At 42.8% G+C, this 26,429-nt stretch carries 20 protein-coding genes and 1 rRNA gene; 14 read left to right on the forward strand and 7 right to left on the reverse strand.

Annotated features, from left to right (window positions below; all coding sequences use genetic code 11):
* Together BUB77_RS27260 and BUB77_RS27265 are read left to right on the forward strand one after the other, a co-directional pair.
* Nucleotides 1–276: ribosomal RNA gene (locus BUB77_RS27260) — 23S ribosomal RNA — on the forward strand; the annotation flags it as partial.
* A gap of 443 nt (nt 277–719) precedes the next feature.
* On the forward strand, nt 720–1,514 hold the full coding sequence (locus BUB77_RS27265) for a hypothetical protein (protein WP_207650870.1): 795 nt from the start codon (nt 720–722) through the stop codon (nt 1,512–1,514).
* Nucleotides 1,515–1,892: 378 nt separating this feature from the next.
* Here the strand turns inward: BUB77_RS27265 and BUB77_RS27270 are convergent, their stop codons facing one another.
* The 3 genes from BUB77_RS27270 to BUB77_RS27280 all read right to left on the reverse strand — a co-directional run bounded on the left by BUB77_RS27270 (nt 1,893) and on the right by BUB77_RS27280 (nt 5,408).
* Nucleotides 1,893–3,164: a hypothetical protein gene (locus BUB77_RS27270; protein ID WP_073280340.1), complete on the reverse strand. Its 1,272-nt coding sequence runs from the start codon at nt 3,162–3,164 to the stop codon at nt 1,893–1,895.
* A gap of 173 nt (nt 3,165–3,337) precedes the next feature.
* Nucleotides 3,338–4,453, reverse strand: coding sequence for a DUF58 domain-containing protein (locus BUB77_RS27275; RefSeq protein ID WP_073280341.1), 1,116 nt, complete (start codon nt 4,451–4,453; stop codon nt 3,338–3,340).
* A 4-nt stretch (nt 4,454–4,457) separates the two neighbouring features.
* On the reverse strand, nt 4,458–5,408 hold the full coding sequence (locus BUB77_RS27280) for an AAA family ATPase (protein ID WP_073280365.1): 951 nt from the start codon (nt 5,406–5,408) through the stop codon (nt 4,458–4,460).
* 431 nt (nt 5,409–5,839) lie between these two features.
* Between BUB77_RS27280 and BUB77_RS27290 the strand changes: the two genes are divergently transcribed.
* A complete protein-coding gene (locus tag BUB77_RS27290; protein WP_170866772.1) occupies nt 5,840–6,253 on the forward strand; it encodes a zinc ribbon domain-containing protein in 414 nt (137 codons plus the stop codon).
* An 85-nt stretch (nt 6,254–6,338) separates the two neighbouring features.
* Here the strand turns inward: BUB77_RS27290 and mgrA are convergent, their stop codons facing one another.
* A complete protein-coding gene (gene mgrA, locus BUB77_RS27295; RefSeq protein ID WP_073280366.1) occupies nt 6,339–7,331 on the reverse strand; it encodes an L-glyceraldehyde 3-phosphate reductase in 993 nt (330 codons plus the stop codon).
* A gap of 355 nt (nt 7,332–7,686) precedes the next feature.
* Between mgrA and gltX the strand changes: the two genes are divergently transcribed.
* From gltX to BUB77_RS27330, 7 genes are all read left to right on the forward strand, one after another.
* Nucleotides 7,687–9,150, forward strand: coding sequence for a glutamate--tRNA ligase (gene gltX / locus BUB77_RS27300; protein WP_073280344.1), 1,464 nt, complete (start codon nt 7,687–7,689; stop codon nt 9,148–9,150).
* Nucleotides 9,151–9,154: 4 nt separating this feature from the next.
* Nucleotides 9,155–11,161: an ATP-dependent helicase gene (locus BUB77_RS27305; protein WP_073280345.1), complete on the forward strand. Its 2,007-nt coding sequence runs from the start codon at nt 9,155–9,157 to the stop codon at nt 11,159–11,161.
* A gap of 492 nt (nt 11,162–11,653) precedes the next feature.
* Nucleotides 11,654–13,696: a peptide ABC transporter substrate-binding protein gene (locus BUB77_RS27310; protein ID WP_073280346.1), complete on the forward strand. Its 2,043-nt coding sequence runs from the start codon at nt 11,654–11,656 to the stop codon at nt 13,694–13,696.
* 267 nt (nt 13,697–13,963) lie between these two features.
* On the forward strand, nt 13,964–15,472 hold the full coding sequence (locus BUB77_RS27315; RefSeq protein WP_073280347.1) for an ABC transporter permease: 1,509 nt from the start codon (nt 13,964–13,966) through the stop codon (nt 15,470–15,472).
* 1 nt (nt 15,473) lies between these two features.
* Nucleotides 15,474–16,421 carry an oligopeptide ABC transporter permease OppC gene (gene oppC / locus BUB77_RS27320; RefSeq protein ID WP_073280348.1) on the forward strand — a complete coding sequence of 316 codons (948 nt, stop codon included), beginning with the start codon at nt 15,474–15,476 and terminating at the stop codon, nt 16,419–16,421.
* A gap of 10 nt (nt 16,422–16,431) precedes the next feature.
* A complete protein-coding gene (locus BUB77_RS27325; protein WP_073280349.1) occupies nt 16,432–17,529 on the forward strand; it encodes an ABC transporter ATP-binding protein in 1,098 nt (365 codons plus the stop codon).
* Entirely contained in the window at nt 17,522–18,466 is a 945-nt protein-coding gene (locus BUB77_RS27330; RefSeq protein ID WP_073280350.1) for an ATP-binding cassette domain-containing protein, read from the forward strand. The genes BUB77_RS27325 and BUB77_RS27330 overlap by 8 nt, the downstream gene beginning before the upstream one ends.
* A 131-nt stretch (nt 18,467–18,597) precedes the next feature.
* Here BUB77_RS27330 and BUB77_RS27335 read toward each other — a convergent pair whose 3' ends face one another.
* Nucleotides 18,598–18,960, reverse strand: coding sequence for a DUF1292 domain-containing protein (locus BUB77_RS27335; RefSeq protein WP_073280351.1), 363 nt, complete (start codon nt 18,958–18,960; stop codon nt 18,598–18,600).
* Between the two features lie 300 nt (nt 18,961–19,260).
* On the opposite strand from BUB77_RS27335, the gene BUB77_RS27340 reads away from it, so the two are divergent.
* Together BUB77_RS27340 and BUB77_RS27345 are read left to right on the forward strand one after the other, a co-directional pair.
* Nucleotides 19,261–20,067, forward strand: coding sequence for a hypothetical protein (locus BUB77_RS27340; protein WP_073280352.1), 807 nt, complete (start codon nt 19,261–19,263; stop codon nt 20,065–20,067).
* 154 nt (nt 20,068–20,221) lie between these two features.
* The gene (locus BUB77_RS27345) at nt 20,222–22,579 is read left to right on the forward strand and encodes an ATP-dependent DNA helicase (RefSeq protein ID WP_073280353.1); all 2,358 of its coding nucleotides are present in this window, start codon (nt 20,222–20,224) and stop codon (nt 22,577–22,579) included.
* Between the two features lie 61 nt (nt 22,580–22,640).
* On the opposite strand, the gene BUB77_RS27350 is transcribed toward BUB77_RS27345, so the two are convergent.
* Both BUB77_RS27350 and BUB77_RS27355 read right to left on the reverse strand, forming a co-directional pair.
* A complete protein-coding gene (locus BUB77_RS27350; protein WP_073280354.1) occupies nt 22,641–23,516 on the reverse strand; it encodes a VanZ family protein in 876 nt (291 codons plus the stop codon).
* Between the two features lie 78 nt (nt 23,517–23,594).
* Entirely contained in the window at nt 23,595–24,518 is a 924-nt protein-coding gene (locus BUB77_RS27355; protein WP_073280355.1) for a diacylglycerol/lipid kinase family protein, read from the reverse strand.
* Between the two features lie 209 nt (nt 24,519–24,727).
* Between BUB77_RS27355 and BUB77_RS27360 the strand changes: the two genes are divergently transcribed.
* Together BUB77_RS27360 and BUB77_RS27365 are read left to right on the forward strand one after the other, a co-directional pair.
* Nucleotides 24,728–25,408, forward strand: a complete 681-nt coding sequence (locus tag BUB77_RS27360; protein WP_073280356.1) for a LiaF transmembrane domain-containing protein — start codon at nt 24,728–24,730, stop codon at nt 25,406–25,408.
* Nucleotides 25,405–26,271: a DUF4097 family beta strand repeat-containing protein gene (locus BUB77_RS27365; protein WP_073280357.1), complete on the forward strand. Its 867-nt coding sequence runs from the start codon at nt 25,405–25,407 to the stop codon at nt 26,269–26,271. Before BUB77_RS27360 ends, BUB77_RS27365 begins: the two co-directional genes overlap by 4 nt.
* Nucleotides 26,272–26,429: the final 158 nt, after the last annotated feature.

The raw sequence follows: 26,429 nt of genomic DNA on the forward strand, positions 1-26,429 counted from the left end.
GGCGTAGGATATTTGAGAGGAGCTGACCTTAGTACGAGAGGACCGGGTTGGACTGACCTCTGGTGTACCGGTTGCACTGCCAAGTGCATGGCCGGGTAGCCAAGTCGGGAAGGGATAAACGCTGAAGGCATCTAAGCGTGAAGCCCCCCTCAAGATAAGATATCCCATAGCATAAGCTAGTAAGACCCCTGAAAGACGATCAGGTGGATAGGTTAGAGGTGGAAGTGTGGTAACACATGTAGCTGACTAATACTAATAGGTCGAGGGCTTGACCTAAAATTAGATGGAATCAAAAAAATGTGTGGTTTTGATGGTATAATTAAAATCAATAAAGAAATATGACGGAAAAGGTCATGATATAGATAGAAAGAGGAAGTTGTCAAAGCAGCTTCCTTTTTTGTTTGCTGGTTTTTCAATGAAGTGGACAGCGTTGGAACTAAAGTAATCAGGTAATATACCGATAGAATATATAGAAATAAAATGCCAGTAAATTGATTCTAACTGTTTTGGAAGGAGAGAACTATACTGGAACCAACCTGGAGTGAAAGAAAATTACAGAGGAAAGGATGCCACATGCAGCTTCTTTCATTCCTATCACTATGTGGAAATACCGTGGACCATTCTGCGGTATGTTATGGTCTTAAATAATGAAAATATCCAGTACTACGCAATTTGAACCCAATTTATATGCAAATACGACACGACAAAACAGTAAACCTGTGTTAGTAACAGGGACAATTGCTTCCTTATCCCATTTAACCGACAAGGTTGAAATCAGTGCTGAGGGAAGGCAATTAGCTGCAGCTGACATTGTGAATCACAGTGCCAAGTACTTTGGAACTGTGCAAATCAATGAGTCTTTGAACCGCCTGCTTACCGGTAAACCAACAGAGGTGACGGAGACTGTATATGGTATCATTCAATCCAACTTTATAAACGACAGTTATATGGATGACAGGGATGAAAGAGCGGCTAATATAGAATTGGGACTGGCGCAAGCCGGATATATTGCAGATAATTATATGACAGAGGATGAGGCAGCAGAATTCAAGCAGACTATGGAACAGATTGCAGCCATAGCTAAAACTGGAGTCAAGGATGGGGCAACAGGGCAAATACGATATATTACACCTGCTGATAAACCCATAGGAGCACCGGAGGATTATGTGAAAACAAGTGATCTTATGCGCAGATATGAGCCTGATACATATAGCTGGCTGCAGGATGCCATTGTCAATGGTAAAGACTGGGGCAGCATTCTTTTGGATTTTGCGAAAAAGGTACCTTCTCATTCAGATTGGATAAAGAATTATATAGAAGAGGATAATAATCTGAAGAAAAATATGCAGCAAAGTGTCAGCAGTAACAGATTTCAAACTGCTTCTACCTGGGGCTTGGAGGAATTTGCCCAGAACATTAAAACACTTATAGCTGGTTCAGGTGTTAAAAATATAGGAGCTTTTATGAATAATACAGAGTCCTTTATACAAAGGCTAAAGACAGTAAATTCTTAAAGTATCTGCATATCCGGCAGAAACATTCCGGCAGATTTTCCAGCTGACTTAAAGGAGCCATATGAAGGAGGTTCGTAAGTAGATTATATGTTTATGTAATAAGCCGAGGTGATGATTCCTCGGCTTATTTTATGGTGGGGATGAAAGCTCTACAGAACTTAAAATTTCGTTGCCTTAAAACTCTATTCACTCTATTAGTTACAGGCGAACTCATAGTAGTATAGTTCATTGGTAGTGAAGTTCATTAGTATGCCCTGTTTCTTGGGAATACATAGCTACGCAGGCTTGGAGTAGAATCAAATATGAAAAAGTCTAGTTAATGTATATGTCTTCCAGCTTTACAAAGGTCACACGTCATATAAGGAAATAATTTTAATGCTAGCTTCTGTGCAGGAGATTTTTAAAATCTTCTACGTCTTCTTTCGTGCAGTCCTCTTTATTATATCGGGCCTTTTCATAATAGAAAGCCAAACTCTCTAATTTCTCCTCCTTATCTTCATCAGAACAGGAACTATCAGATAGAATATACCGAGATAATTCCGTAGGTGTGGCTGACAATTTAGGAAGTTTTCCTTTCTGAGCCAGGATGGCTTTATAAAAGGCTTTTCGTATCTTATCATTGTTAGTCTGGCTCCAGAATCGTGAAAGGCCTTTTTGCCTGACGGAAGGCTTCTCTTTTAGAGCTTTTTCCCTTTTATCAAAGGGAGATATGAATTCCGTATTATCCTTAAAAAGGGTTCGCTTATCTTTATAAAAGGTCTGGTACAGCTTGTATATGGCAAAGGAAATAAGCGCGATTGCAGCTACAACCATTGCTACAGTAAGAAGAGTCAATATAAAATTCTGAAGATGCTGCCAGAAAGGAGAAGGCGGAGCAGCTGTCGGGAGTGGTGGAGGGGAGGCAGTCGGTGCATTCTGCTGAGCTTCCTGTATTTGAGGGACATTGGAGGAAGCCCCAGGAAGCAGCGATAATATTCCTTTGATAATGGCCAGGAGTCCCTTTTGGATAGCCTGAATTAATTCCTTTAAAGGAAGTTTGGTAAAGGCAAGCATACTGGCAAATGACAGACCTAAAAAGAAAATAATTATCGTGTGATTGACGGTCTTTATTTGCTTTAAAGGAACATTACTGGTTTCCTGCTGCAGACTGAAATAATGCTCAAAATTAATGAGGTAGCTGTTTATGAGAAAGAGTAATATAAAGATAATAGTCAGCATAAAAAGAAGTTGGTTAAGTCCTGACAGATGCAGCTGCAGGTTTACCAGGTATAAAAGGCCCAGAATTAATAAATGAGCTGGAGAGATATTTTTCCTGCCCATCTCTTCCTCTTTAAGCCTCTTAACCAGGCTGTAAAGAGTGACAGCTGTCATAAAGCATATGCCTAAAATCTTTCCGACAAGAGTAGGAGTGACTAGAAAAAATAATGCTATAAGGCAGCAATGGAGAAGCAGAAAAGACCACATATGCCTTGTATACTGCTGAATGCAATAGGACAGTACTGCTCCTGTAAGAGAAAGAAAGAAAAGGAAGGGGGAAGCAGGGCTGCTTTTGGTTAACAGCAGTATAAGAGCCATAATAGCGTATAGGGAGATAACGCCCAATATTAAGTTTATGACATCAATTATCACACGATATATTTTATTATTCATATTTGCACCCGTTGTATATCACAGGCTGGCCTGCGATACTGCCACAATTAATAAGGAGTAAAGAACTGGTATGTGGTATCCTTTCGTATCTGATTTTCTTTCACTTTTAATGAATTGATGCCTTTTGGGGATATTCCGCATTTTTATTTACAGGCAGCAGTGTATGAGTATGTCTAAGCGGCTGTCCAGATAATAGTTTTAGACTTTATTTCTTCCCTGACAGCTGCAGTAATATCCTTATTTACTGGGAGAATCCAGATAAAATCCATTTTTATAGCTGCCATATGGCAGAGTAAATCTTGAAAATCTTCCTTTTGATAGGTAGAAAGAAAGATAACATATTCATTCTTACTTTCGAGGCATTGGCCTTCCAGGCAGGAGACGAAGGGCAGGGGTGTTTTGGAAGTATCAAGGAGACTCAAAGCCTTGTTAATGGTATCCAAATGGTGTATGCCTGAGCCAGCCTGAATTGCTTCGCTGACTTCTCCTGTAAGGCTCCTGCAATTAGTCAGAAGTGATACCGGAATACCCTGGGCCAGGAATTTTTCGGAAAGGGTGCTGGCAAGGCGAATGCTTTCCTCCTCCAGGTCCTCCTGTTTTAAAGCAGTTTCCTGCTCCAGGTTAAGTAAAAGCTTTACCTGAAAGGAAGAGGTATAGTTAAAAGCATTTACTTTTAATTCTCCTGTTTTTGAGGAAGCTTTCCAGTTAACGGATTTCAGGGCGTCATAAGTCTGATATTCTCTGATACCTCTAAACTCAAATGGGTCTTCATTGGTAAAGCGTTTTGTAAGTACGGTGCCAAGCAAGGTCTTGAACATGGGGTCAAAAGAGGGGGCGGTAACAGTTCGCGGGTATACATAAAGTGATAGTTGCTGGGGACAGTCCATAACCATTTCTGAGGATAAAAAGAGGTTGGAGCAGATGATATCCGCTCTGTCCACGGTGTAATAACCCCGGCGGCTGCAGAGGAAGGGGAGCTGTCTGGTAAGCTTCTGGTACATCATAAGAGATAAAACATCACTCCGGTAATAATTATCCGTAACAGATGCATTTTCCATTCCGGGAAATTCGAGATTTCTTGATGTCCTGAATTTAACCTTTAGCAGGGGAAGGGGCAGCAGCTTCCGGTTTGTAATTGATTCTACAAGTGTAAGAGAATCCCCTTCCTTAGCGGTATCTTTATTAAATTTAAGCTCAATTTCAAGGTTTTTATCCCACCATTTCCGGTAAAGATATTTCTGCAGCAGGTATAAGAAGTAAGCGCCTAAAACAGCGGCAAGCAGATTCATAATGCTACCTCCCTGAAAAGTTTTCGGTAGGTACGGGGATATCCTCTAAGATGCCGGAAAGAATATCTCTGGAAGCTTCAATCTTCTGGAAGGAAGTCTTTAACACCAGGCGGTGGGAAAGCACATAGGGAGCAATATATCGGATATGTTCCGGAATTACATACTGGAAGCCTTTAATGGCGCTATAGGCTTGTACGGCTCTTAGGAAAGACAGGCTTCCCCTGGGGCTTACACCAAGTACAATGTCTTTGTGGTCTCTTGTTTTTTGCACAATGGCCACCATATATTCCATCAGGGAAGGATGCAGGTAGACATCCTTTATTTCTTCCTGGGCCTTTAAGAGCTCTTCTGTGGTGCAGACAGGCATAAGGTTTTCCAGAGGTGAAGCTTTGATAAAACGGTTCAATAAAAATACTTCTTCCGATGGAGAGGGAAAGCCCATGGACAGCTGCATAAGAAACCTGTCTAGCTGTGCTTCCGGAAGAGGAAAGGTACCGGCTGTTTCAACAGGGTTTTGGGTTGCGATGACAAGAAAAGGTTTTTTTAACAGGTAGGTTTTTCCGTCTATTGTAATCTGCCTCTCTTCCATACATTCCAGAAGGCTTGACTGGGTTCTGGGCGTTGCCCGGTTGATTTCATCTGCCAGAAGTATATTTGTAAGTACAGGGCCTTCTCTGAACAGAAAATCCCCCTCTTTCTGGTTGTAATAATTTATGCCGGTAATATCGGAAGGAAGGAGATCCGGTGTAAATTGGATACGTTTAAAATCTGCTTCCAAAGACTTTGCCAGAGATTTGGCAAGTACGGTCTTTCCTGTACCGGGAACGTCCTCAAGAAGTATATGGCCATTTGCTAAAAGGGCGGTTATAACATGGTCTATGGTTTCGGATTTTCCCACAAGCACCTTTTCCACATTGTTTTTTATAGCATTTACTGTTTGTTGTAAATCCTGCATGTCTACACCCATTGCATATCACAGGCATGCCTGCGATACTGCCACAAATAAAAATGAGTGAAAGAATCTGTAAGTGGCATCCTTTCAAAATAATATTTTCTTTCACTCTTGTTCCCATTGCATACTGCAGACCTGTCTGCGGTACTGCCATAGATAATGGAGTGTGAAAGCGCTTTTCTTTCACACATACTCCTTTTATGTAGTTATTCGCACATGCTAAGGCACATAATACGGACGGAGCCTTAGTATCCCAATAGAGCTTATTATTTATAGTAACATAATGGCAGTAAAATTCAATGGTCAAGATTGTTCTTTTGTTTTCAAATGTGCTATGTTATAATTGCATTCAGATGAATTCTTACAATAACGCAGCATCGGACCTATTAGCAGGTGCTGTAAGAACAGTTAAATTTGGGAGGAAGGTAAGAGATATGTTTTGTAAATCCTGCGGGAGAATACTAGAGAATGAAGATGCAAATTATTGTGAATATTGCGGAACATTATTGAAAGAGCAAAGTTTTCAGGAATTCCGTAGTGCAGAAGTATATCAGAATGAGAAGGATGAGAAGGAAGAAGAAAAGCCGATAACCTTTGGGAATTGGGCCGGCAGTATGCTGCTGCCCTTTATTCCGATATTCGGACCTATTGTATATGTTGTAATGCTTATATATTGGTCAATTTCCGATAAAACTGCAAAGAGTAAGAAAAATTGGGCAAGAGCAACTTTGGTTATTGTGGTTCTGTCTCTATTTCTGCTGGTTGCTTATTTTAACTGGGCAATGCAGCAGCTTGTAGCCAGCGGCTTTGATATTAACGCATATATGCAGCAGCTTAATGTGAAATAAAAAGAAGAGGGCTGATGCCGCCTATCCTTACAGCAATTTAAAATTACTGAGAAGATAAGGGGAATCAGTCCTGTCTTTTTAGAACTTAGCTTGCCAGAATCTCATCAATTGCACGTAATTCCTCATCCGTAAAGGAAAGGTTCTTAAGTGCCTCTACATTTTCAACAATCTGGGAGGCCTTACTTGCTCCAATCAGGGCAGTGGTAATCTTTCCTTTTCTTAATACCCAGGCAAGAGCCAGCTGAGCCATGCTCTGTCCGCGTTCTTTTGCCAGTACATCTAATTTCTGGACTTTTCTTACGGAACCCTCTGTCACGGAGTCAGGACGAAGGAAAGGACTGTTCGGGTCAGCCGCTCTGGAATCCTCCGGGATACCTCCCAGATATTTATTGGTTAAAAGTCCCTGGGCAAGAGGACAAAAGGCAATGCTTCCAACGCCGTATTTATCCAGGACAGGGGTAAGGTCCTTTTCCACCCATCGGTTGAACATATTGTAATTGGGCTGGTGAATAAGAAGAGGAGTTCCCAGGTCCTTTAATATCTTGATTGCTTTTTCCGCCTGTTCCCCACTGTAGTTGGAGATTCCGGCATAGAGTGCTTTACCGGAGCGTACAATTTGGTCAAGAGCCATCATGGTTTCTTCCAGGGGAGTGTCAGGGTCCGGTCTATGATGGTAGAATATGTCCACATAGTCTACGCCAAGACGTTTTAAGCTCTGGTCAAGGCTGGACACCAGGTATTTTTTACTGCCCCATTCGCCGTAAGGGCCGGGCCACATATAATAACCTGCTTTGGAGGAGATGATGATCTCATCCCGGTAAGGCTTTAATTCGTTCTTTAAGATTCTTCCGAAATTTTCTTCCGCGGAGCCGGGAACGGGACCGTAGTTATTGGCAAGGTCAAAGTGGGTAATACCGTGGTCAAAGGCAGTAGTAACCAGGCTTACCATATTATCATAAATATTTACGGAACCAAAATTGTGCCATAGCCCCAGGGAAAGAGCCGGCAGCTTTAAGCCGCTGTTTCCGCAGCGGTTATATACCATGGTTTCATAACGTTTCTCATTGGCTTGATACATATTCTTAGGACACCTCGATTCATAATAATTATTTAGAAGGGCTTGCAGGATTTTCTTATACCTGCTCCATGCCATAAATTTACTTTTTGTACAGGGCATGTACTCCTTCTATTTTTCTATGATATAATGTACAGGCAGGGAAAACAAGGTATTATATTATACTTAATCTGCAATTTATTATTTTTAAAGAGGCTCAAATGATGTATTCCCGGGGGATTTCCTTGGATTTTGTCGGGATTCGTATTGACAGAAAAAGTATCATGTTTTATATTTAACAGTACAAAGTACCTTTCAGGGGTGCAGAAAGCAGCTGCATCCATAACTTACAAAAGGAAAGGGACAGGAAGGAATTTATATGAAAAAAGTAAGAACCAGATTTGCACCCAGTCCCACAGGAAGAATGCATGTGGGAAATTTAAGAACTGCCCTCTATGAGTATCTGATAGCAAAGCATGAAGGAGGGGATTTTCTTCTGCGTATTGAAGATACGGATCAGGAACGGTTTGTGGAAGGTGCTACGGAGATCATATATAACACCTTAAAGAAAACAGGACTGGTTCATGATGAGGGACCGGATAAGGACAAAGGCTACGGCCCCTATGTCCAGAGTGAGCGCCAGGCAAGCGGTATTTATTTAAAATATGCCAAGGAGCTTATTGAAAAAGGGGAAGCTTATTATTGCTTTTGCACCAAGGAGCGTCTTGCTTCTTTGAAGAGTGTGGTTTCCGAGGAAGATGACAAGGAAATTATAAAATACGATAAGCATTGTCTTCACCTTAGCAAGGAGGAAATCGAGGCCAATCTGGCAGCAGGAATCCCCTATGTAATCCGCCAGAACATTCCCCAGGAGGGCACGACTACCTTTACAGATGCCATTTACGGTGAGATAACGGTAGAAAATTCGGAGTTGGATGATATGATTCTGATGAAGTCCGACGGGTATCCTACCTATAACTTTGCTAATGTAATAGACGACCATCTGATGGATATTACACATGTAGTAAGAGGAAACGAATATCTTTCCTCCACACCTAAATATACAAGACTTTATCATGCTTTTGGCTGGGAAGAGCCTGTTTATGTACACTGCCCTTTAATTACCAATGAGGAGCATAAGAAGCTTTCCAAGAGAAGCGGTCATTCCTCCTTTGAAGATTTATTGGAGCAGGGCTTTGTGACAGAAGCAATTGTCAATTTCATTGCCCTCCTTGGCTGGAGCTCCGGCACAAATGAAGAGCTGTTTACCCTGGAAGAGCTTATTAAGGAATTTGATTATACCCATATGAATAAGTCTCCGGCCGTATTTGACATGGCAAAATTAAGATGGATGAACGGCGAATATATCAAGAGGATGGAGAAGGAGCAGTACTATGAGATTATTCTTCCCTATGTAAAAGAGGTTGTTCATAAGGATTATGACTTAAAGAAAATTGCAGACCTTGTAAAGAGCCGAATCGAGACTTTATTGGATGCAAAGGATATAATCGATTTCTTTGAGGAGCTGCCGGATTATGACATCGCAATGTATACCCATAAGAAGATGAAGACTGATTCTGAGATTTCCTTACAGGTTCTGACAGAGCAGCTTCCGCTCCTGGAAGCACTCGATGATTACTCCGTAGAGGGCATTGAAAAGGTCATAATGGGCTATATTGCAGACAAGGGCATTAAAAACGGAACAGGCCTTTGGCCTCTGCGTACGGCAGTATCCGGAAAGCAGTCCACTCCCGGAGGAGCCTATGAAATTATGAACATTATAGGAAAAGAGGAAAGCCTTAGAAGAATCAGGGTCGGTATAGAGAAATTAAGGCAGGGATAAGCCTATGGAAGTAAATCAGCAGCAGCTTGCGGCAATCAGACATGACACCGGGCCTATGATAGTACTTGCAGGGCCCGGTTCCGGAAAGACCCTGGTAATTACCAGAAGGGTGCAGCACCTGATAGAAGAATATGGTGCCAGTCCTTCCAACATACTGGTAATTACCTTTACAAAGGCAGCGGCGGAGGAGATGAAGGAGAGGTTCCATAAACTCACCGGGCAGCAGCACCCGGGAGTTTCCTTTGGAACCTTTCACTCAGTTTTCTTTACGATATTAAAGTTTGCCTACGGGTTTAACGCTTCGAATATTATAAGAGAAGAGCAGCGTTATGCCTTTATGAAGGAAGTTATATATAAGCTTTCCTTAGAGGTTGAGGATGAAAAGGAGTTCTCAGAGGAGATTCTTTCGGAAATCAGCCTTGTAAAAGGGGAAAGACTGGATTTGGAGCATTACTATTCCATAAACTGCTCCGAGGATAATTTTAAGAAAATATACCGGGCTTATGAAAATAAGCTTGCGGATTCCCATCTCATAGACTTCGATGACATGCTGGTATTGTGTTTAGAGCTTTTAAGCGAAAGACCGGACATTCTATCCCTGTGGCAGAATAAATTCAAGTATATCTTAATCGATGAATTCCAGGACATCAATAAAATTCAATACGATGTTATCAGGCTTTTAGCAAAGCCCCTTAATAATCTTTTTATCGTAGGGGATGATGACCAGGCCATTTACCGTTTTCGAGGGGCAAAACCTGAGATAATGCTGCATTTTAAGGATGATTACCCGGACAGCAAAAGGGTTGAGCTTACCAATAACTACCGCTGTGGCGGAAAGATTATGCAATGTGCTTCGGCACTGATTAAGAATAATGCCAGGCGCTATGAGAAAGCGATGAGGGCCGCCTCAAAGGAAGGCGGTGAGGTTGCCATCCGTTCCTTTGATAACATGAAGGAGCAGAACCTTTCCGTTGTGGGTGAAATCCTTCAATATAACAAGAAGGGGATAGACTTCTCCAAAATTGCCGTATTGTTCCGCACCAATATACAGCCAAGGGCTCTGGTAGAAAAAATGATGGAGTACAATATCCCCTTTCAGATGAAGGACCGTATTCCCAATCTCTATGAGCATTGGATTTCCCAGGATATTATCGCTTATATCAGGCTTGCGGCAGGAGAGAAGGAGAGAAGGTTCTTTCTCCAGGTAGCCAACAGACCCAACCGCTATCTTAACAGGGAAGCCATGAAGGAGGCTCAGATAGATTTTCTGGCACTGAGAAAATTCTATGGAGACAGGGACTGGATGCTTGACCGCATTGATAAGCTGGAATATGACTTGAATCTTATCAAAAACATGAACCCATACGGAGCAGTTACCTATATCAGAAGGGGAGTTGGATACGAGGGGTTTATAGAAGAATATGCAAGAATCCGGAACTTAAAAGCAGAGGAGCTGATTGAGGTGCTGGATGAACTTACGGAAAGTGCCAGAAATTATGAGAGCTTTGCTGCCTGGTTCTTACATATGGAGGAGTATAAAGAGGAATTAAAAAGGAAGACAAGGGAAGCAAAAGAGAAGAACGGAGACAGAGTGACCTTAGCCACCATGCACAGCTCCAAGGGCTTGGAATATCAGGTCGTATTTATTGTGGATGCGAACGAAGGAATTACCCCTTACCGCAAAGCGGTGCTGGAGGCTGACTTAGAAGAAGAGAGGAGACTCTTTTACGTAGCGGTGACCAGAGCAAAAGAATACCTGCATATTTATTCTTCCAAGGAAAGATACAACAAGGAGCTTGCCTTATCAAGATTTGTAGGAGAGATGCTCATAGACCGGGATACCCTTACTCCGGGAACTCTTGTAGAGCATAAAACTTATGGAAAAGGAATGATTAAAACCATTCAGGACGGTAAAATTACCATTTATTTTGAAGAAAAAGCGGTCTATAAAACCATGAATCTGGACTATTGTATTCAGAACAGGCTTTTAGCCCTGTTTCAAAATGCATAATAGCAATTAAAAGCAATGCCCTGTTTTTGACAGTATAAAAAGATAAAAAGCCTCGAAAACCCAGTAAATTAGTAGGGTTTTCGGGGCTTTTTAAGTTCTGCCGTTGCACGTTACTGACAAAAAGAATAATCTATGTCAAGGTTTTCAACGATTTTTTGATTATGCAAATGTCAATGACCCGGCCCGGGTTAAAAAGTTTTACCTTTCATAACTGAAAATGAATAAAAGGATTTTATAAATATGCCCAGACGAGTCATACTAATACCAACATAAGCATATAAAACATATATGAATGATGTAATATGATTTAGCCGATTAATGTGTGAATTCTAGAAAGTGGCAAAAGGCAGCAGATTATTGTTTTATTTCAGCATAATTTGAGGGTATTTTTGAAGAAAACCCTATTGATTAAGAGAGAGACCCCTTAATTAATAGATTTCTATAATCATACTCTCAATTATTATAATATTTAAGGATGAAAGGGAGAATTTTATGAAGAAGAGAGTATTAGCACTATTACTTACGTTAGTCATGGTATTTTCATTGGTTGGCTGCAAAGACAAAAAAGAGACCAAGACGGATACGGATACCCCTACAGAAGGTGCTTCCACACCTGAAGCTACAGCTACAGCAGAAGCCGAAGCAGGTTCTGAGGACGCTCCGGGCGTCGGTGGAACACTTACGTTGGCTTACAATGCGGATATTGATAATTTGGATTACACGTTTACTCAAAGAGCAACGAACAACGAGCATGTTGCGAACTTTGTTGACAGTCTGCTGGAAAATGATTCATCGGGCAATCTCGTCCCGGATCTTGCGGAAAGCTGGGAGGTCAGCGCTGATGGACTGACGTACACCTATCACATTCGCCAAGGTGTGAAATGGGTAACCAGTGAGGGAACCGAATATGCCGAAGTCACAGCTCAGGACTGGGTAACCGCTTTGAAGCACGCGGCTGACGTTGAATCCGAAACGCTGTATATTGTTTCAGGCAGTGTTAAAGGCCTGCAGGATTACATTGATGGGAAGACGAAGGATTTCAGTACAGTTGGTGTTAAAGCGGTTGACGACTATACTCTGGAATATACGTTGAATCAATCTGAACCATACTGGAACTCGAAGACGACGTATGGTATATTGTTCCCGATCAACGCTGAATTTCTGGAATCCCAAGGTGAAAGTTTCGGTTCCACGAATCCGAGCTCCATCCTTTACAACGGTCCGTTCCTCCTGACCAACAATACGGCGAAATCCGTAATTGAATACACGAAAAATGAAAATTATTGGGATGCGGGGAATGTCTTTATTGATGGAGTAAAATACATTTATAATGACGGCAGCGACCCTGACAGTTACTTTGCACAATTCCAGGAAGGGACGTTAAGCCAGGCCGCGGTTTATCCGAATTCCGCAGGATTTTCGAAGGTTACCGAAGCTTATCCGGATGGCGTCATTTTCAGTCAGTCGAACGGAACTACATATAATATGACTTTCAATTTTGCCCGGGTGGCATATGAACATACAAGTAAAAAATCCGACGAAGAGAAATCTTCTACGGCTAAGGCTATCCTGAACCGCGATTTTCGTTTAGCACTTCTGTTTGCTTTTAACCGCACCTCCTACAGTGCACAAGGTGTCGGTGATGAAGCAGCGGCGGCTCGTCTGCGTAATACCCTGATTCCGCCCCAGTTCTTACAGGTTAACGGCGAAAATTACGGCAAGACAGTTGCAGGTAAATTATCCGCATTAGACAGCAATGCCTTTGGCGGTATCGATTTGAGCGACGGCCAGGATCCCTATTATAATGCAAAAAAAGCAAAGGAATACATTAGCAAGGCAAGAACAACGCTGGAGGCAGAAGGTGTGAAGTTCCCGATCCATCTTGATCTGCCGGAGTTAGAAACCTCTGAGATACTCGTCAACCAGGCGAAGTCATTGAAACAATCCATTGAAAGCGCGTTGGGCACTGATAATGTTGTGATTGACATCCAGCTGCTGGCTCAGGATCCTTTCTATGCCGCAACTTATTATGCGACGACGGGTGCCGCCAGCGACTTTGATATCTCAACTGCCTCCGGCTGGAGTCCCGACTATGACGACCCGGCTACTTACTTGAATATCTATAACTCCCGTACAGGCGACATGCTTTCAACTCTTGGTCTGACCGGTACGGCTTTGGTAGAAGGGAAAGACACCAGTGCCGATGCTAAGGCAGCTTTAAAGATAACCGACTATGACGCACTGCTGGATACAGCCGCTGCCATTACCGGGAAAGATCAATTAAACGAACGTTATACGGCTTATGCGGAAGCGGAAGCATGGTTACTGGATAATGTCCTTCAGATTCCGATTTACAATGGCGGCGGACGTCCTCGTGTAACGAAGGTTATTCCTTTTACGGTACCTTACGGCTGGTCCGGTATTTCGGCTGACAAGTTAAAGTATATTAAACTGCAGGCAGAGCCGGTTACGCAGAATCAATATGATGCAGCCCTGAGCAAATGGAATACAGCTCGTTCGGCAGCAGGAAAATAACCAATTAGTTAAGGTTATAGAAAGAAATAACCTATAAAAGTAAATAAACAGAAGGGGCTGTTGCAAAATGAAGCTCTGCGGAGTATAACTTGCCTCACACCGGTTGACCGACATCTGGCATGATTTGTATGCTAAAATCATACATGAAATGTTCGCTTATAGCATACAAATCATATCATCTGTCTGTCAAACAGTGCATTATGGCAAGCTATACTCCGCAGAGCTTCATTTCGCAACAGCCCCTTCTATTATGGCAGGAGGGAAAATGTGAAGAGATACATATTTTTTAGAATTTTACGCTCTCTTATCAGTATCATATTGGTGACAACCGTTGCCTATGCGATGATCTTCACCCTGGTTCCGCGAAATAGCATTTTTATCGGGGATACGACTTACAGTCGGTTGAAGGGAGATCCGGATAAGCGGACGAACTACGAAAATACAGTTTATCGTAAGCTGGGATATATTGATTTTATACAGCTTGATGACATTGCACAGAGGATTACAGGGAAAACAGAAGGCACGGAATTCGACGCCATCATGGAAGGCAGGGATGAAGTGGCTATTCAGAAGTGGGAGAAAGAGAACCGGGGGGATGGATGGGAAATCTATCAATTGCCTGTGGCCAAGACCTATTATGCCACTCGTGAAATTCCGGTGATTCAACGTGTATTACGTTTTTACGCAAATATTATCGATATAGACCACCCATGGAAAGTTAACGATCCGGATAATCCGGACCTGCCACGGTATATTCGCTTTGAGAACACACCGGAAGCCGGATTTACCTTGACTGGTTCCGGTACGCAGCATAAATATCTGCTTTATTTTAATTCGTCGTTTCCGTTCATTCACCAAAATATCATCCATCTGAATTTGGGAATTTCCTATCCGACTTTCCAGAGCAGGGGAGTGATGGATGTCATATTCAGCGGGCAAGGGAAGACTGATTCGCGGGAGATCACCTTTGAAACAGGGAAGACGGAGGTTTCGTCGATAAATATTTATTCCAGGCAATATCAGCAAACGGCCCAAATCGATCGTCTGCAGAGAGGGAGGTTCAAGGATAACTATACGCTGACCACCAATAACTATCAGGATCCATCAATGGCTCAAATCTCGCTGTCTATGGGCGTCATTGCTCTAATTATCACTTATGTAATCGGACTGTCCGCCGCCGTATTTATGGCACGGCACAAAGGGCGGTGGGGAGATCGCATCGGTGTTATTATTGTGACGGTTCTAATATCCGTTCCAAGCCTTGCGTTTATCTATCTCTTTCGCTTTATAGGAAATACTGTATTTGGTTTGCCGGCAGATTTCCCGGTGCTGGGTGGACAGGACATCCGTTCCTATATTTTGCCGACGGTCATTCTGGGATTGCTTTCTGTTTCGGGCTTGGTGATATGGGTGCGCAGATACATGATTGATCAGGCATCAGCGGATTATGTTCATTTTGCCCGTGCAAAAGGATTGTCCGAGCGTGAGATATCCAACAACCATATCCTTAAGAATGCCATGATCCCTATTGTCAACCAAATTCCGGGAGCGGTTATCCTGTCGATCGCCGGGGCTACTATCACCGAAACAGTATTTGCCGCTCCTGGGATGGGGAAGATGCTGCCGGATGCAATCAAGGCATACAACAATTCGATGGTGATAGGTCTTGTCTTTATCTTTACAACGTTATCGATTATTTCTGTTCTGCTGGGGGATATATTAATGACAATTATCGACCCTAGAATTAGTTTATCGGTAAAGAAGGGAGCACATTAGGATGGACCAAGTATATGATACCGCGGGTAAAGACACTAGGGATAAGTTTACGTTTGTAAAGCTGGATACTGTCGCATCTGAAAAGATCGACGCCCCCCGTTATTCCTACTGGCGCTCCGTCGCCCGACAATTTTTCAGCAGCAAAGTGGCGATTGGGATGCTGCTACTGCTGCTGATCATTATGGGCTTTTCCTTTATTCAACCGTTGTTCAGCGGTTATGATTTCATGGATACAGAAAGTATCAACGATTTCGGAGCACGCTATAATTGGCCATCTCTGGGGCAATGGTTCGGTACTGATGCCAACGGACAATCGCTGTTTGATGTTGTCTGGGCAGGCGCGCGGACCTCTATCGCAGTAGGCGTGCTCGCTACGGTAATCAACACGGTCATTGGAGTGATTGTTGGGGCTATCTGGGGAAGTTCAAAAGCAGTGGATAAGTTTATGATCGAAATCTACAATGTTGTGTCCAATGTTCCGGTACTGCTGATTGTAATTGTTTTGTCCTATGCATTCGGCAGCGGGTTTTGGAATCTGCTCTTTGCAATGTGCGCGACCAGTTGGATCTCAACTGCGTATTTTATCCGTGTACAGGTCATGATTCGGCGTGACAGCGAGTACAATCTGGCTTCCAAAGCTTTGGGAACAAGATCGGTAAGGCTGATCACCAGGAACATCCTGCCCTACCTGATTTCCGTCATTGTGACAGACATTTCACGCAGCATGCCCAGCTTCATCTCCTATGAAGTTTTTCTTTCTTACTTAGGTGTCGGATTGAGCGCGAATGTTCCTTCCTTAGGCAGGGTCATCGCAAAGTATACGTCAAATATTACAAATTATCCGTATCTCTTCTGGATTCCTGTAATCGTACTGGCTTTAGTGACCGTATCCATGTATATCGTGGGTCAGGCTCTGGCAGATGCATCGGATCCAAGAACCCACAGATGAGGAGGAAAATATGGCAAATAAAAAAGAACCAATCTTATCTGCACAAAATCTTATGGTCAAATTTAAAGTACGCGACCGTATTCTGACAGCTGTCCGAAACGTGTCTCTTGACCTTAATGAAAATGAGACCCTGGCAATAGTTGGTGAATCAGGCTCAGGTAAATCTGTCCTGACGAAAACCTTCACTGGTATGCTGGATTCCAACGGGTATATTGATCAAGGACATATCATTTATAACGGTCAGGACCTGACGGAACTGAAACGGAACAAAGACTGGGAGAAAATCCGGGGTACTCAGATTGCTGTGATTTTCCAAGATCCAATGACATCTTTGAACCCGATTCGTACGATTGGATCACAAATTACGGAAGTGATTGTGAAGCATCAGAAGAAAAGCAGCAGTGAAGCAAAACAGGAGGCCATTAAACTGATGGAAAGAGCCGGAATTCACGACGCGCCGAAACGTTTCAATGATTATCCCTTTGAATATTCCGGCGGGATGCGTCAGCGGATAGTGATCGCAATTGCGTTGGCCTGCCATCCCAAAATCTTAATCTGCGATGAGCCAACGACTGCCCTGGATGTTACAATTCAGGCACAGATCCTTGACCTGATTAAGAGCCTGCAAAAAGATTATGGGTTTACGACAATTTATATTACACATGACCTTGGGGTGGTGGCATCTGTTGCTGACAAAGTCGCGGTCATGTATGCCGGGCAAATCGTAGAATACGGAACGGTCGATGAAATCTTCTTCGATGCAAAGCACCCCTATACCTGGAGTTTGTTGTCTTCCTTGCCCCAACTGGGGATTAAGGGGGAAGAGCTGTGCTCCATTCCCGGAACACCGCCTTCCCTATACCATGAAATAAAAGGGGATGCTTTTGCGCCGCGTAACCCATACGCGATGAAAATTGATTTTGAAGAGGAGCCCCCGTTCTTCTATGTAAGCGCGACTCATGGGGCCAAAACATGGTTACTGGATCCACGCGCTCCCAAAATAGAGATGCCGGAAGGAATTCGTAATCTTGATGAGAAAATGAAAGCCTTGGTGAATCACAGGGGGGATTATAAAAATTTGCCGAAAGGAGAGGGTTCAGATGAGTGAGAACAAGGATAAAAAAGAAGTCTTGCTATCGCTTAAAAATGTCCAGATCTCTTTTGGCGAAGGACGAAAAAAATTTGTAGCTGCCAATAACATCAATTTCGACATCTATAAAGGGGAAACCTTTGCCCTCGTGGGAGAATCAGGCTCGGGTAAAACAACGATTGGCCGTGCTATCGTACGTTTGAAGGAAACCAGTGAAGGGGATATCCTTTTCAAAGGGAAGAAGATTAACCGAAAAATATCCAGGAATGAAAAGGAGGAAGTCATCCGAAGCATCCAGATGATCTTTCAAGACCCGGCCGCTTCCTTGAACGATCGGGCAACGATTGAATACATCATCTCGGAAGGATTATATAATTTCCATTTATATAAAAACGATGGGGACCGGCTGGACAAAATTACGAAGATGATTTCGGAAGTTGGTCTGCTCCCAGAACATCTGACACGTTATCCCCATGAATTTTCCGGCGGTCAGCGCCAACGGATTGGTATTGCCCGGGCTCTGGTAATGAATCCGGAGCTGGTGGTCGCTGATGAACCGATTTCCGCACTGGACGTGTCTATCCGTGCGCAGGTGCTGAACTTGATGAAACGGCTCCAGCGGGAAAAGGACTTGACCTACCTTTTTATCGCACATGACCTTTCCGTCGTCAGATTTATTTCCGACCGTATCGCAGTCATACAAAGGGGAACAATTGTGGAACTGGCGGAAGCGGAGGAATTGTTCCTGCATCCCATTCACCCTTATTCCAAGTCGCTTTTGTCCGCTGTACCTATCCCGGATCCTGAGATCGAGCGGAACAAACAGTTGATCGTCTATGATGAATCAATTCATGACTACAGGGCCGATAAACCCTCTTTCGTGGAAATTTTGCCGGGACACTTTGTCTGGGCAAACAAAGCGGAGGAAGCGAGGTACCGTAAGGAGCTTTCATGAACGAGAGAAGAGGTTTACCTAATAAGTGTGATGAAGACCAATGTCAATGGGCGAATTTAAAAAGCCGCCGGACTGCATCATAATAAACAACAGCCCGGCGGTTATTTCGGTTTTATAGAGGGGAAGATATATTATTCTTCGTCTTCGCCTTCTTCTTCGTCTCCAAACATTTCATCGAATTCTTCGCTGTCCATTAACTCATCAAAGGCATCGGAAACAGCTTCAAATTCTTCGTCATTTTCAATGTTAAGCAGTTCGATTTCGTCATTGTCATGCTCAATGAATTGATATAAGAAGATTTCGCTCTCTTCGTCTTCGTCGCTGTCAGCGGGTACAAGTGCGATATAATCCTTCTCTCCAACAGGGAATATACAAAGAACTTCACATTCTAACTCACTGCCGTCATCCAGTGTTAGGGTTACATTCATATGCTCATGTTCATGATCATGATCATGTCCGCAGCCGCAATCATGGCCGTGTACGTGTTCGCTCATTTAAAATACCTCTCTTTCGGTATGCCTGCTGTTCGTAAAGGCATAAATTATTATACAGGGAGTAACGAAAAAATCGCTTTTCTAAGCTCCCTTTGTAGTACAATTTGACTTTAACAGATACAGCGTTAAATTGCAAGGCTAACTTGGGTAAAATAGAGAGATAATTTTATGAAAACATATTGACAATAAGCGAAATTTGAATAAAATAGACAATAGATTTGACTGGATGGGTAAAGCCCTCAAACAGGCTTGTTTTAAGCGCTTGCGGGATTTGGGGCTATAGGGAGAGGAGAACATTTCGTGTCTACAATTAATGCGAATGATAGCGGAAGAGCTACAGATGACCGCAGCTTAAACAGGCATAATCAGAGTATGACGAATGCACACGGCAGATCAGCTAATAATACCAGTAAACCTTATATACCGGGGAGTAATGGCAAGAGTACCAGGAATCAGACAGCATGGAATAACAAGGAACATAGGAATGGGAAGATTAGCAGAGATACAAAGCCAGACGGCAGGTCCTCAGGCTATAATAACAGGGACAGCAGCGATCTAAAGGCAGCTGGCTATCCTGACAGGAGAAACAAGGATACAAGAAATACCTCATATACAAAGTATACAGGTCAAAACAGCAACAGAGATGCAAAGGCTGTAAATTACGGCGCCAGAGATAACAATAACGGGAGGACGGCTGCCGGCGGGAAGCCTTTCTCACCTGGAAATAAAGAATATAAAGGAAAGAAGCCTTATGGAACCTATGGTAAGGACAGCTATGGCGGTGGAAATGGCTTTCATAAGGATGACGATTACGAAGAGAATAACCAGCGCCGAAAAGGCTGTTCATCTGGCGGCCAGCGCAGTGATGGAAAGGCGAAAGGCACCAGGGACAAGGAAAAAGAACCCCAGTCGGATAAGCTGGAAACCGTCAGGCGTCTGGAAAAGGAAAAAAAAGCACTGGAGCGTAAAAGCCAGGAATTAGAAAAAGAGAAGCAGAGCAAACCCCAGCTGAAGAAGAAGCGGACCAGCAATGTCGATTGGACAAAGGGCTATGCAAAAGGGCTGTATGGGGATGACGATGAAGAGGATTACTCCGAGTACTTCTAAGAAGTACTATGCATAAGTACTTTTATCACGAAAGAATTATAGATATAGGAAGCATAAAGTAAAAGCATCTTTGGAGGAAACAAAAAAGATGCTTTTACTTATCTGAGCTGGATAGATACCAGGAGGCAGCAGAAACATTTAAAGTGAGGAACCAATGGGAGATACAGCAGAAATAATTAAAATATCGGTTAGAAATCTGGTAGAATTTATATTCCGCTCCGGTGACCTTGATAACAGGGTGGGAGGAAGAAGAGAAGCAGATGCCATGCAGGAAGGCAGCCGGATTCACAGAAAAATTCAAAAACAGATGGGCAGCAGCTATACTGCCGAGGTCCCTCTCAGCCTAACCCTCCCCATATGCAGGGAAGACATTGAATTCCTTTTGGTGGTAGAGGGCAGAGCGGATGGAATCATAAAGGAAGAAGAGGCTGTTATCATCGATGAAATCAAAGGAATGTACATGGACCTTGAGTACCTTTCGGAGCCGGTGCCGGTACATAAGGCCCAGGCTATGTGCTATGCCTATATATATGCCTTGCAGAATGAGCTTGAAAAAATAGGAATACGCATGACCTATTGTAATCTTGAAACCGAAGATAAGAAATACTTCGAGGAAACCTTGGATTTTGCAGACCTAAGCCAGTGGTTTGAAAGGCTTAAGGAGCAATATGCCAAATGGGCTCTCTGGCAGATAAAATGGGGCAGGAAACGGAATGAAAGTATTAAGGCAATGGAATTCCCGTTTCCCTACAGGGAAGGGCAGAAGAAGCTGGTCTCTGATGTATACCTTACTGTCCTTCGGAATAAAAGACTGTTTATTGAAGCCCCCACCGGCGTAGGAAAGACCATATCCACTGTCTTTCCTTCGATTAAAGCGATGGGGGAAGGGCTGGTACAAAAGCTGTTCTATCTGACTGCCAAGACGATTACCAGGACAGTGGCGGAGGAAACGAAGCAGCTGTTAACGGAAAAGGGCTTACTGCTGAAGGCGGTTACCATAACAGCTAAGGATAAGATATGTATCCTTGACAAGGCCGACTGTAATCCGGATAGCTGCCCGAGGGCAAAGGGACATTTTGACAGGGTCAATGAGGCGGTCTTTGACTTGCTTACCTCGGAGGATGATATATCCAGGGAGAAGATTCTTGAGTATGCCGGAAAGCATGAGGTATGCCCCTTTGAAATGTGCCTGGATACGGCAACCTGGGCAGATATGATAATCTGTGATTATAACTATGTATTTGACCCGAATGTATATCTGAAACGGTTTTTTCAGAATGAAAAGAAGAATGATTATGCATTCCTGATCGATGAAGCCCATAATCTGGTGGACCGTGCCAGAGAGATGTACAGTGCTGTGCTTATAAAGGAAGAAATCTTACAGGTAAAGAGGCTGGTAAAGGGAAAGGATAAGGCCCTGGAAAAAGCCCTCGATACGGTAAACAACGACCTTTTAAAGCTGAAAAGGGAATGTGATGAAACCAAGGAACAGGAAAATGTATCGGATCTAGTCCTTCATCTGATGCACCTTATGAGCAAATATGAGGACTTCCTTACAGAGCATAAGGATTTTGATGGCAAGGATGAGGTGCTGTCCACCTATATGAATATCAGGCATTTCCTTGGAATCTATGATGTTTACAATGATAAATATATCACCTATACCGACTATACGGAGCAGGGAGAATTTTTTATTAAGCTTTTGTGCATGGACCCCTCCGATAATTTAAAGACCCGGCTGGATAAGGTGAAAAGTGCTGTATTCTTTTCTGCAACGCTGCTGCCGATTCGGTATTACATGGAGCAGCTTGGCGGAAGGGAAGAGGATTATGCCGTCTATGCTCCTTCGCCTTTTGATAAGGAAAACCGCTTCATTGCCGTAGGTAGGGATGTAAGTACCAAATATACAAAAAGAAATGAGAAAGAATATCGGAAAATTATTGAGTATATCAGAGTATTTACAGAAAGCAGACAGGGCAATTACATGGTGTTTTTTCCATCCTATCAGATGCTGAACCAGATAGAAGAGCTGTCCAGGGGAATCCTTGACAATGTAACTGTTCAGGGAAGCTCTATGACGGAGGAGGAAAAGGAAGGCTTTTTAAATGATTTTACAGCGAATCCGGAAGCTACAAGAATTGCCTTTTGCGTAATGGGGGGAATTTTCAGTGAGGGTATTGACTTAAAGCACGACCGCCTGATCGGTGCTGTTATTGTAGGAGCGGGGCTCCCCATGGTGTGCGGAGAAAAGGAACTGTTTCGGAAATACTACCAGGAGACCAGGAGCAGCGGCTTTGAATATGCCTATCTGTACCAAGGAATGAATAAGGTCCTTCAATCTGCCGGAAGAGTAATAAGGACCACCGAAGATAAGGGAGCGATTCTCCTTTTGGAAGAAAGGTTTTTAGATAACCGCTACCAGGAGCTCTTTCCCAGGGAATGGTTTCCTTATCAGGTGGTAAATAAAGATGGACTAAAGAATCTGATAGATGAATTTTGGCAAAGTAATTGACATAGCAAGAAATTGGAGTGTCAATTTCTTGCTATGTTAAGTTACCGGTCAGGTAAGATATTTAAAAATGGAGGGAGCTTCTGTTTGAGTAGAAGCGGCGTGAGCTTTCCAAAAAATCCATCCCTTTGACGTCCTGGTAAGTGCGGTTGAGAAGGTGATAAAGCAGACCGCCCAGAAAACCGCCAAGTAAACCATAAAGGATATCTTCAACATCGCCTCTGCCTATATTAAGTACACCCTGCATTATCTCTATTAAGGCAGGGAACAGAAGTAGTAAAAGAAATCGTATGGTACGGGGCTTTCTTCTTGTAAGCAGTATAAGGAAGAAACCGTAGGGAAGATAGATCAGGACCCTGTCTGCCAGATAAGAAAATATCTGCGGCAGGGCTGCATTTTTATCAATAAGGTCTGTTATAAAACCGGCCAGTGTTAAAAAGGGTATAAAGTTAAAAGAAGTAAGCTCTGTGTTATAATGGCTGTCGGTATTGGAGAGAAACAGCCAGTAAAGAAGGAAGGCGGCATAAGCCAGCAGAAACACTACGGAGCTGTTACGGAAATAGCTCTTGAAGCTGGTAAAGCGGCTGCCCTCATCCCATAAATTTCTAAGAGTAGAATATATAACACAGCATGTCCAGTGTATGATTGGAAATAATAAGAGCCAGGGAGAATAAGAAATCAGGTCCGAATCATTTCCCATATATAGAAGAAAGAGAATAATGCCCCACATCAGAAGATGCAGGAGCTGATAACTAAAGCAGGTCTCAAATTGCAGGCTAAGCACCAGTACAATATGACAGAAAAGCAATCCCAGTAAGGCGGCAATCAGAAAGGTCACTACAGAGACCTTAAAAAAATAATAGGCTGTAAACTCAAGAACAATGGTTAAAATACTAAACAGGATAACAGCTGTCGTGGTATAGGATGTACTTTTTTGCATAACAGGCACCTTCTTTCTGCATTTGTATGAATCTATCAGAGCGAAAAATGCAATGCATTTTTCAAGCTTGCTCTTTGATTATTGTAATAATTGTACTTTATTGTGGAGACAGGTAACGGTAACTTCGGAAAAATCTCCAGGGCATTCCCCATCCAGATGGATGACCTGAGGAGACTTAAGCTTTACACTCAGTTCCCTGCAATGAAAGGTTTCCACTCCTCGAAAGCCGGCATGCTTTCCGACCAACAGGAAAGGCAGTATTGTTATCAGCTTCGGCTTTGAAAGGCCGTGAACGAAACAGATGGAAAGCTTTCCGTCATTAGGGTCTGCTTCCGGTGCCATTTTCATACCGCCGCCTTCATATTTTTGTATCATGGAGGTGACTAAGAGAAGCTTCCGGTAATTTTTATAAGGACCCCCATCAGCGGAAATCATGCCTTCCATAAAAGGTCTTGCAAAGAGCTGTTTGAGAGCCAGAATGATATAGGTCAGTTTGCCCAGCTTTATGTGGTTTAAAAAGTTTTTTAATGGAGCATGTAAGGCTTCCCTGCAAACGGAGGCATCATAGCCCAGTCCGGTACTGACTAAAAAGACATTATGCAGCTCCTTATCGGGAGTGGTTACAAGTCCCATATCCATTAAGTGGAGTTCTTTGCTGTTTAATATCCGGTCCAGATTTTCCAGCGGATTTTTGGATAGCCCGAGACTCCTGCCAAGGTCATTGCTGGACCCTGCCGGTATGTAACCTATATGAGCCCTTTCTATATCGGGAATACCATTGACTACTTCATTGACTGTTCCGTCACCGCCTATAATTACAAGCTTTAAAATGCCGGCGTTTTCAGAAAAGATATGTTCCGCGAGTTCTCTTCCATGACCTGCATGGGTGGTCAGGCAGCTTACGTATTCGATTGACCGCCTGTCTAACTCCTTTTGGACCTGATGCCAGATGTGTATTCCTTTACCGGTACAGGAGTGTGGATTTATTATAAAGTAGTACATGAATTCCCCTATTCTAGCGCATGCGCATATAACGTTCAATCTATGTAAATTCTATCGAATCTTATAAGCAAAGTCAACACTGCTTTTGTGAAAAAACACAAGAAAAAGATTATTACAGATGCCATGCAAAACATATGACAAATGTAACTTGAGTAAAGAGCCGGATTTCGGTATGATAGAAACATAAATTCAAGGAGGTAAAATTTGATATGAAGTTAACACCATCCAATCTAATATGGGGGATTTTATTTATTATACTAGGCATCGGTTTCGGAGGAGATGTAATGGGTCTGTGGAATTTTAACCTGTTCTTTTCCGGCTGGTGGACGTTATTTATCATTATACCAAGTGCAGTAAGCATTTTTCAGAACGGAGCGAGGACAGGAAATATCGTTTGGCTTGCCATTGGTGTCATGCTCTTTTTAGGACAGCAGGATATAGTGGATTTTGATATAATAGGTAAGCTTATAGTTCCCATTATCTTTGTACTGATCGGATTCAGCATAATATTCCGCAATTCCTTTCATACAAATAGAGATCAGTATAAAAATGTAAAGTTTCAGGGCGGTATGAACCAGCACTCCGCAATTTTCGCCGGAAATGAATATCATATACGGGGCGAGAGATTTTTAGGTACCAATATGAACGCTATCTTTGGCGGAGTGGAGCTGGATTTAAGAGAAGCAATTATTGAGGAAGATATTGTAATAAACGCAACGGTCGCTTTTGGCGGTATTGATATTTCAGTACCGGGCAATGTTAATGTTAAGGTATCCAATATACCTATCTTTGGTGGTGTAAGTAATAAGGCCGGCAGGACCTATAATGAATCACTGCCCACTATTTACGTGAATTCCACCTGTATGTTTGGAGGGATTGATATTAAATGAGTGAATTTCAGAAAATAATAAAGTATGCGGCAATGGCCTTTGCCATCTTTCTGGCTGTGGGCATCATAACAGGCATAATCGGAGGGGTATTGGCGCTGACAGGAGTCATATCAGCAGTCTCGGACACGAATACAGAAAGTGCTTCAGGTGGAGGGACTATGGATTTTGACAAGGAATTTGAAGGAATCAGCAATTTTCATATTAAGAACGGAGTCGGTGAACTTTCCTTAGTAAAGGGAAGCGGTGATAAGGTAAGAGTAACGGCTGCAGATGTTACAAAGGATTTCCGCGCATCGGTTATTTCCGGGGATGAATTAAATATCACCACAAAAACGAATTTCTGGCATATATTTAACTGGGGAATCAAAATACACACAAAGCCACGTATCACGGTGTATCTGCCGGAGAATTTTGAAGGGAAAAATGTCATAATAGATGCCGGTGCCGGAAATATAAAGCTGGAGGACTTGAACTGTGAAAAGCTTGATATCAATGCCGGAGTCGGAAATATAAACGGTGACAATGTAAAGACCCAAAGGCTTACGGTTGACGGCGGAGTGGGCGAAATAAGCATGTACGGTGTGACGGCAGAAGGCTCGGATATTAATGCCGGAGTTGGAAATATCCGTATTCAGGGAGCACTTTACGGTAGAAATACCGTGGATGCCGGAGTGGGGGATATTACCCTGACCCTGAAGGGTTCAACTGACAATTACAATATTAAGGTAGATCCTGGCATCGGAAATATTTATATAGACGGTAATAAATACGGACAGATGTCCTGGAATAATAAAACGGCTGAAAATTCCTTTGATATTGACGGCGGAGTGGGTAACATCCACGTTGATTTCAAAAATGATTAGCTGAGTTAAAAATACGGATGATGCATGAAAAAGCGGCTTATTGCCGCTTTTTCGTGCATTTATTATATTGAGAAAGAAAGTTGCTTTTAATTTCGTATACTAAAGGACATATATGGAAATAAATATAGGAATATAAGTGTAATCTTATCTTTGCCTGC

Origin of the sequence: Anaerocolumna jejuensis DSM 15929 (assembly GCF_900142215.1) — a bacterium.
GTDB lineage: Bacteria > Bacillota > Clostridia > Lachnospirales > Lachnospiraceae > Anaerocolumna > Anaerocolumna jejuensis.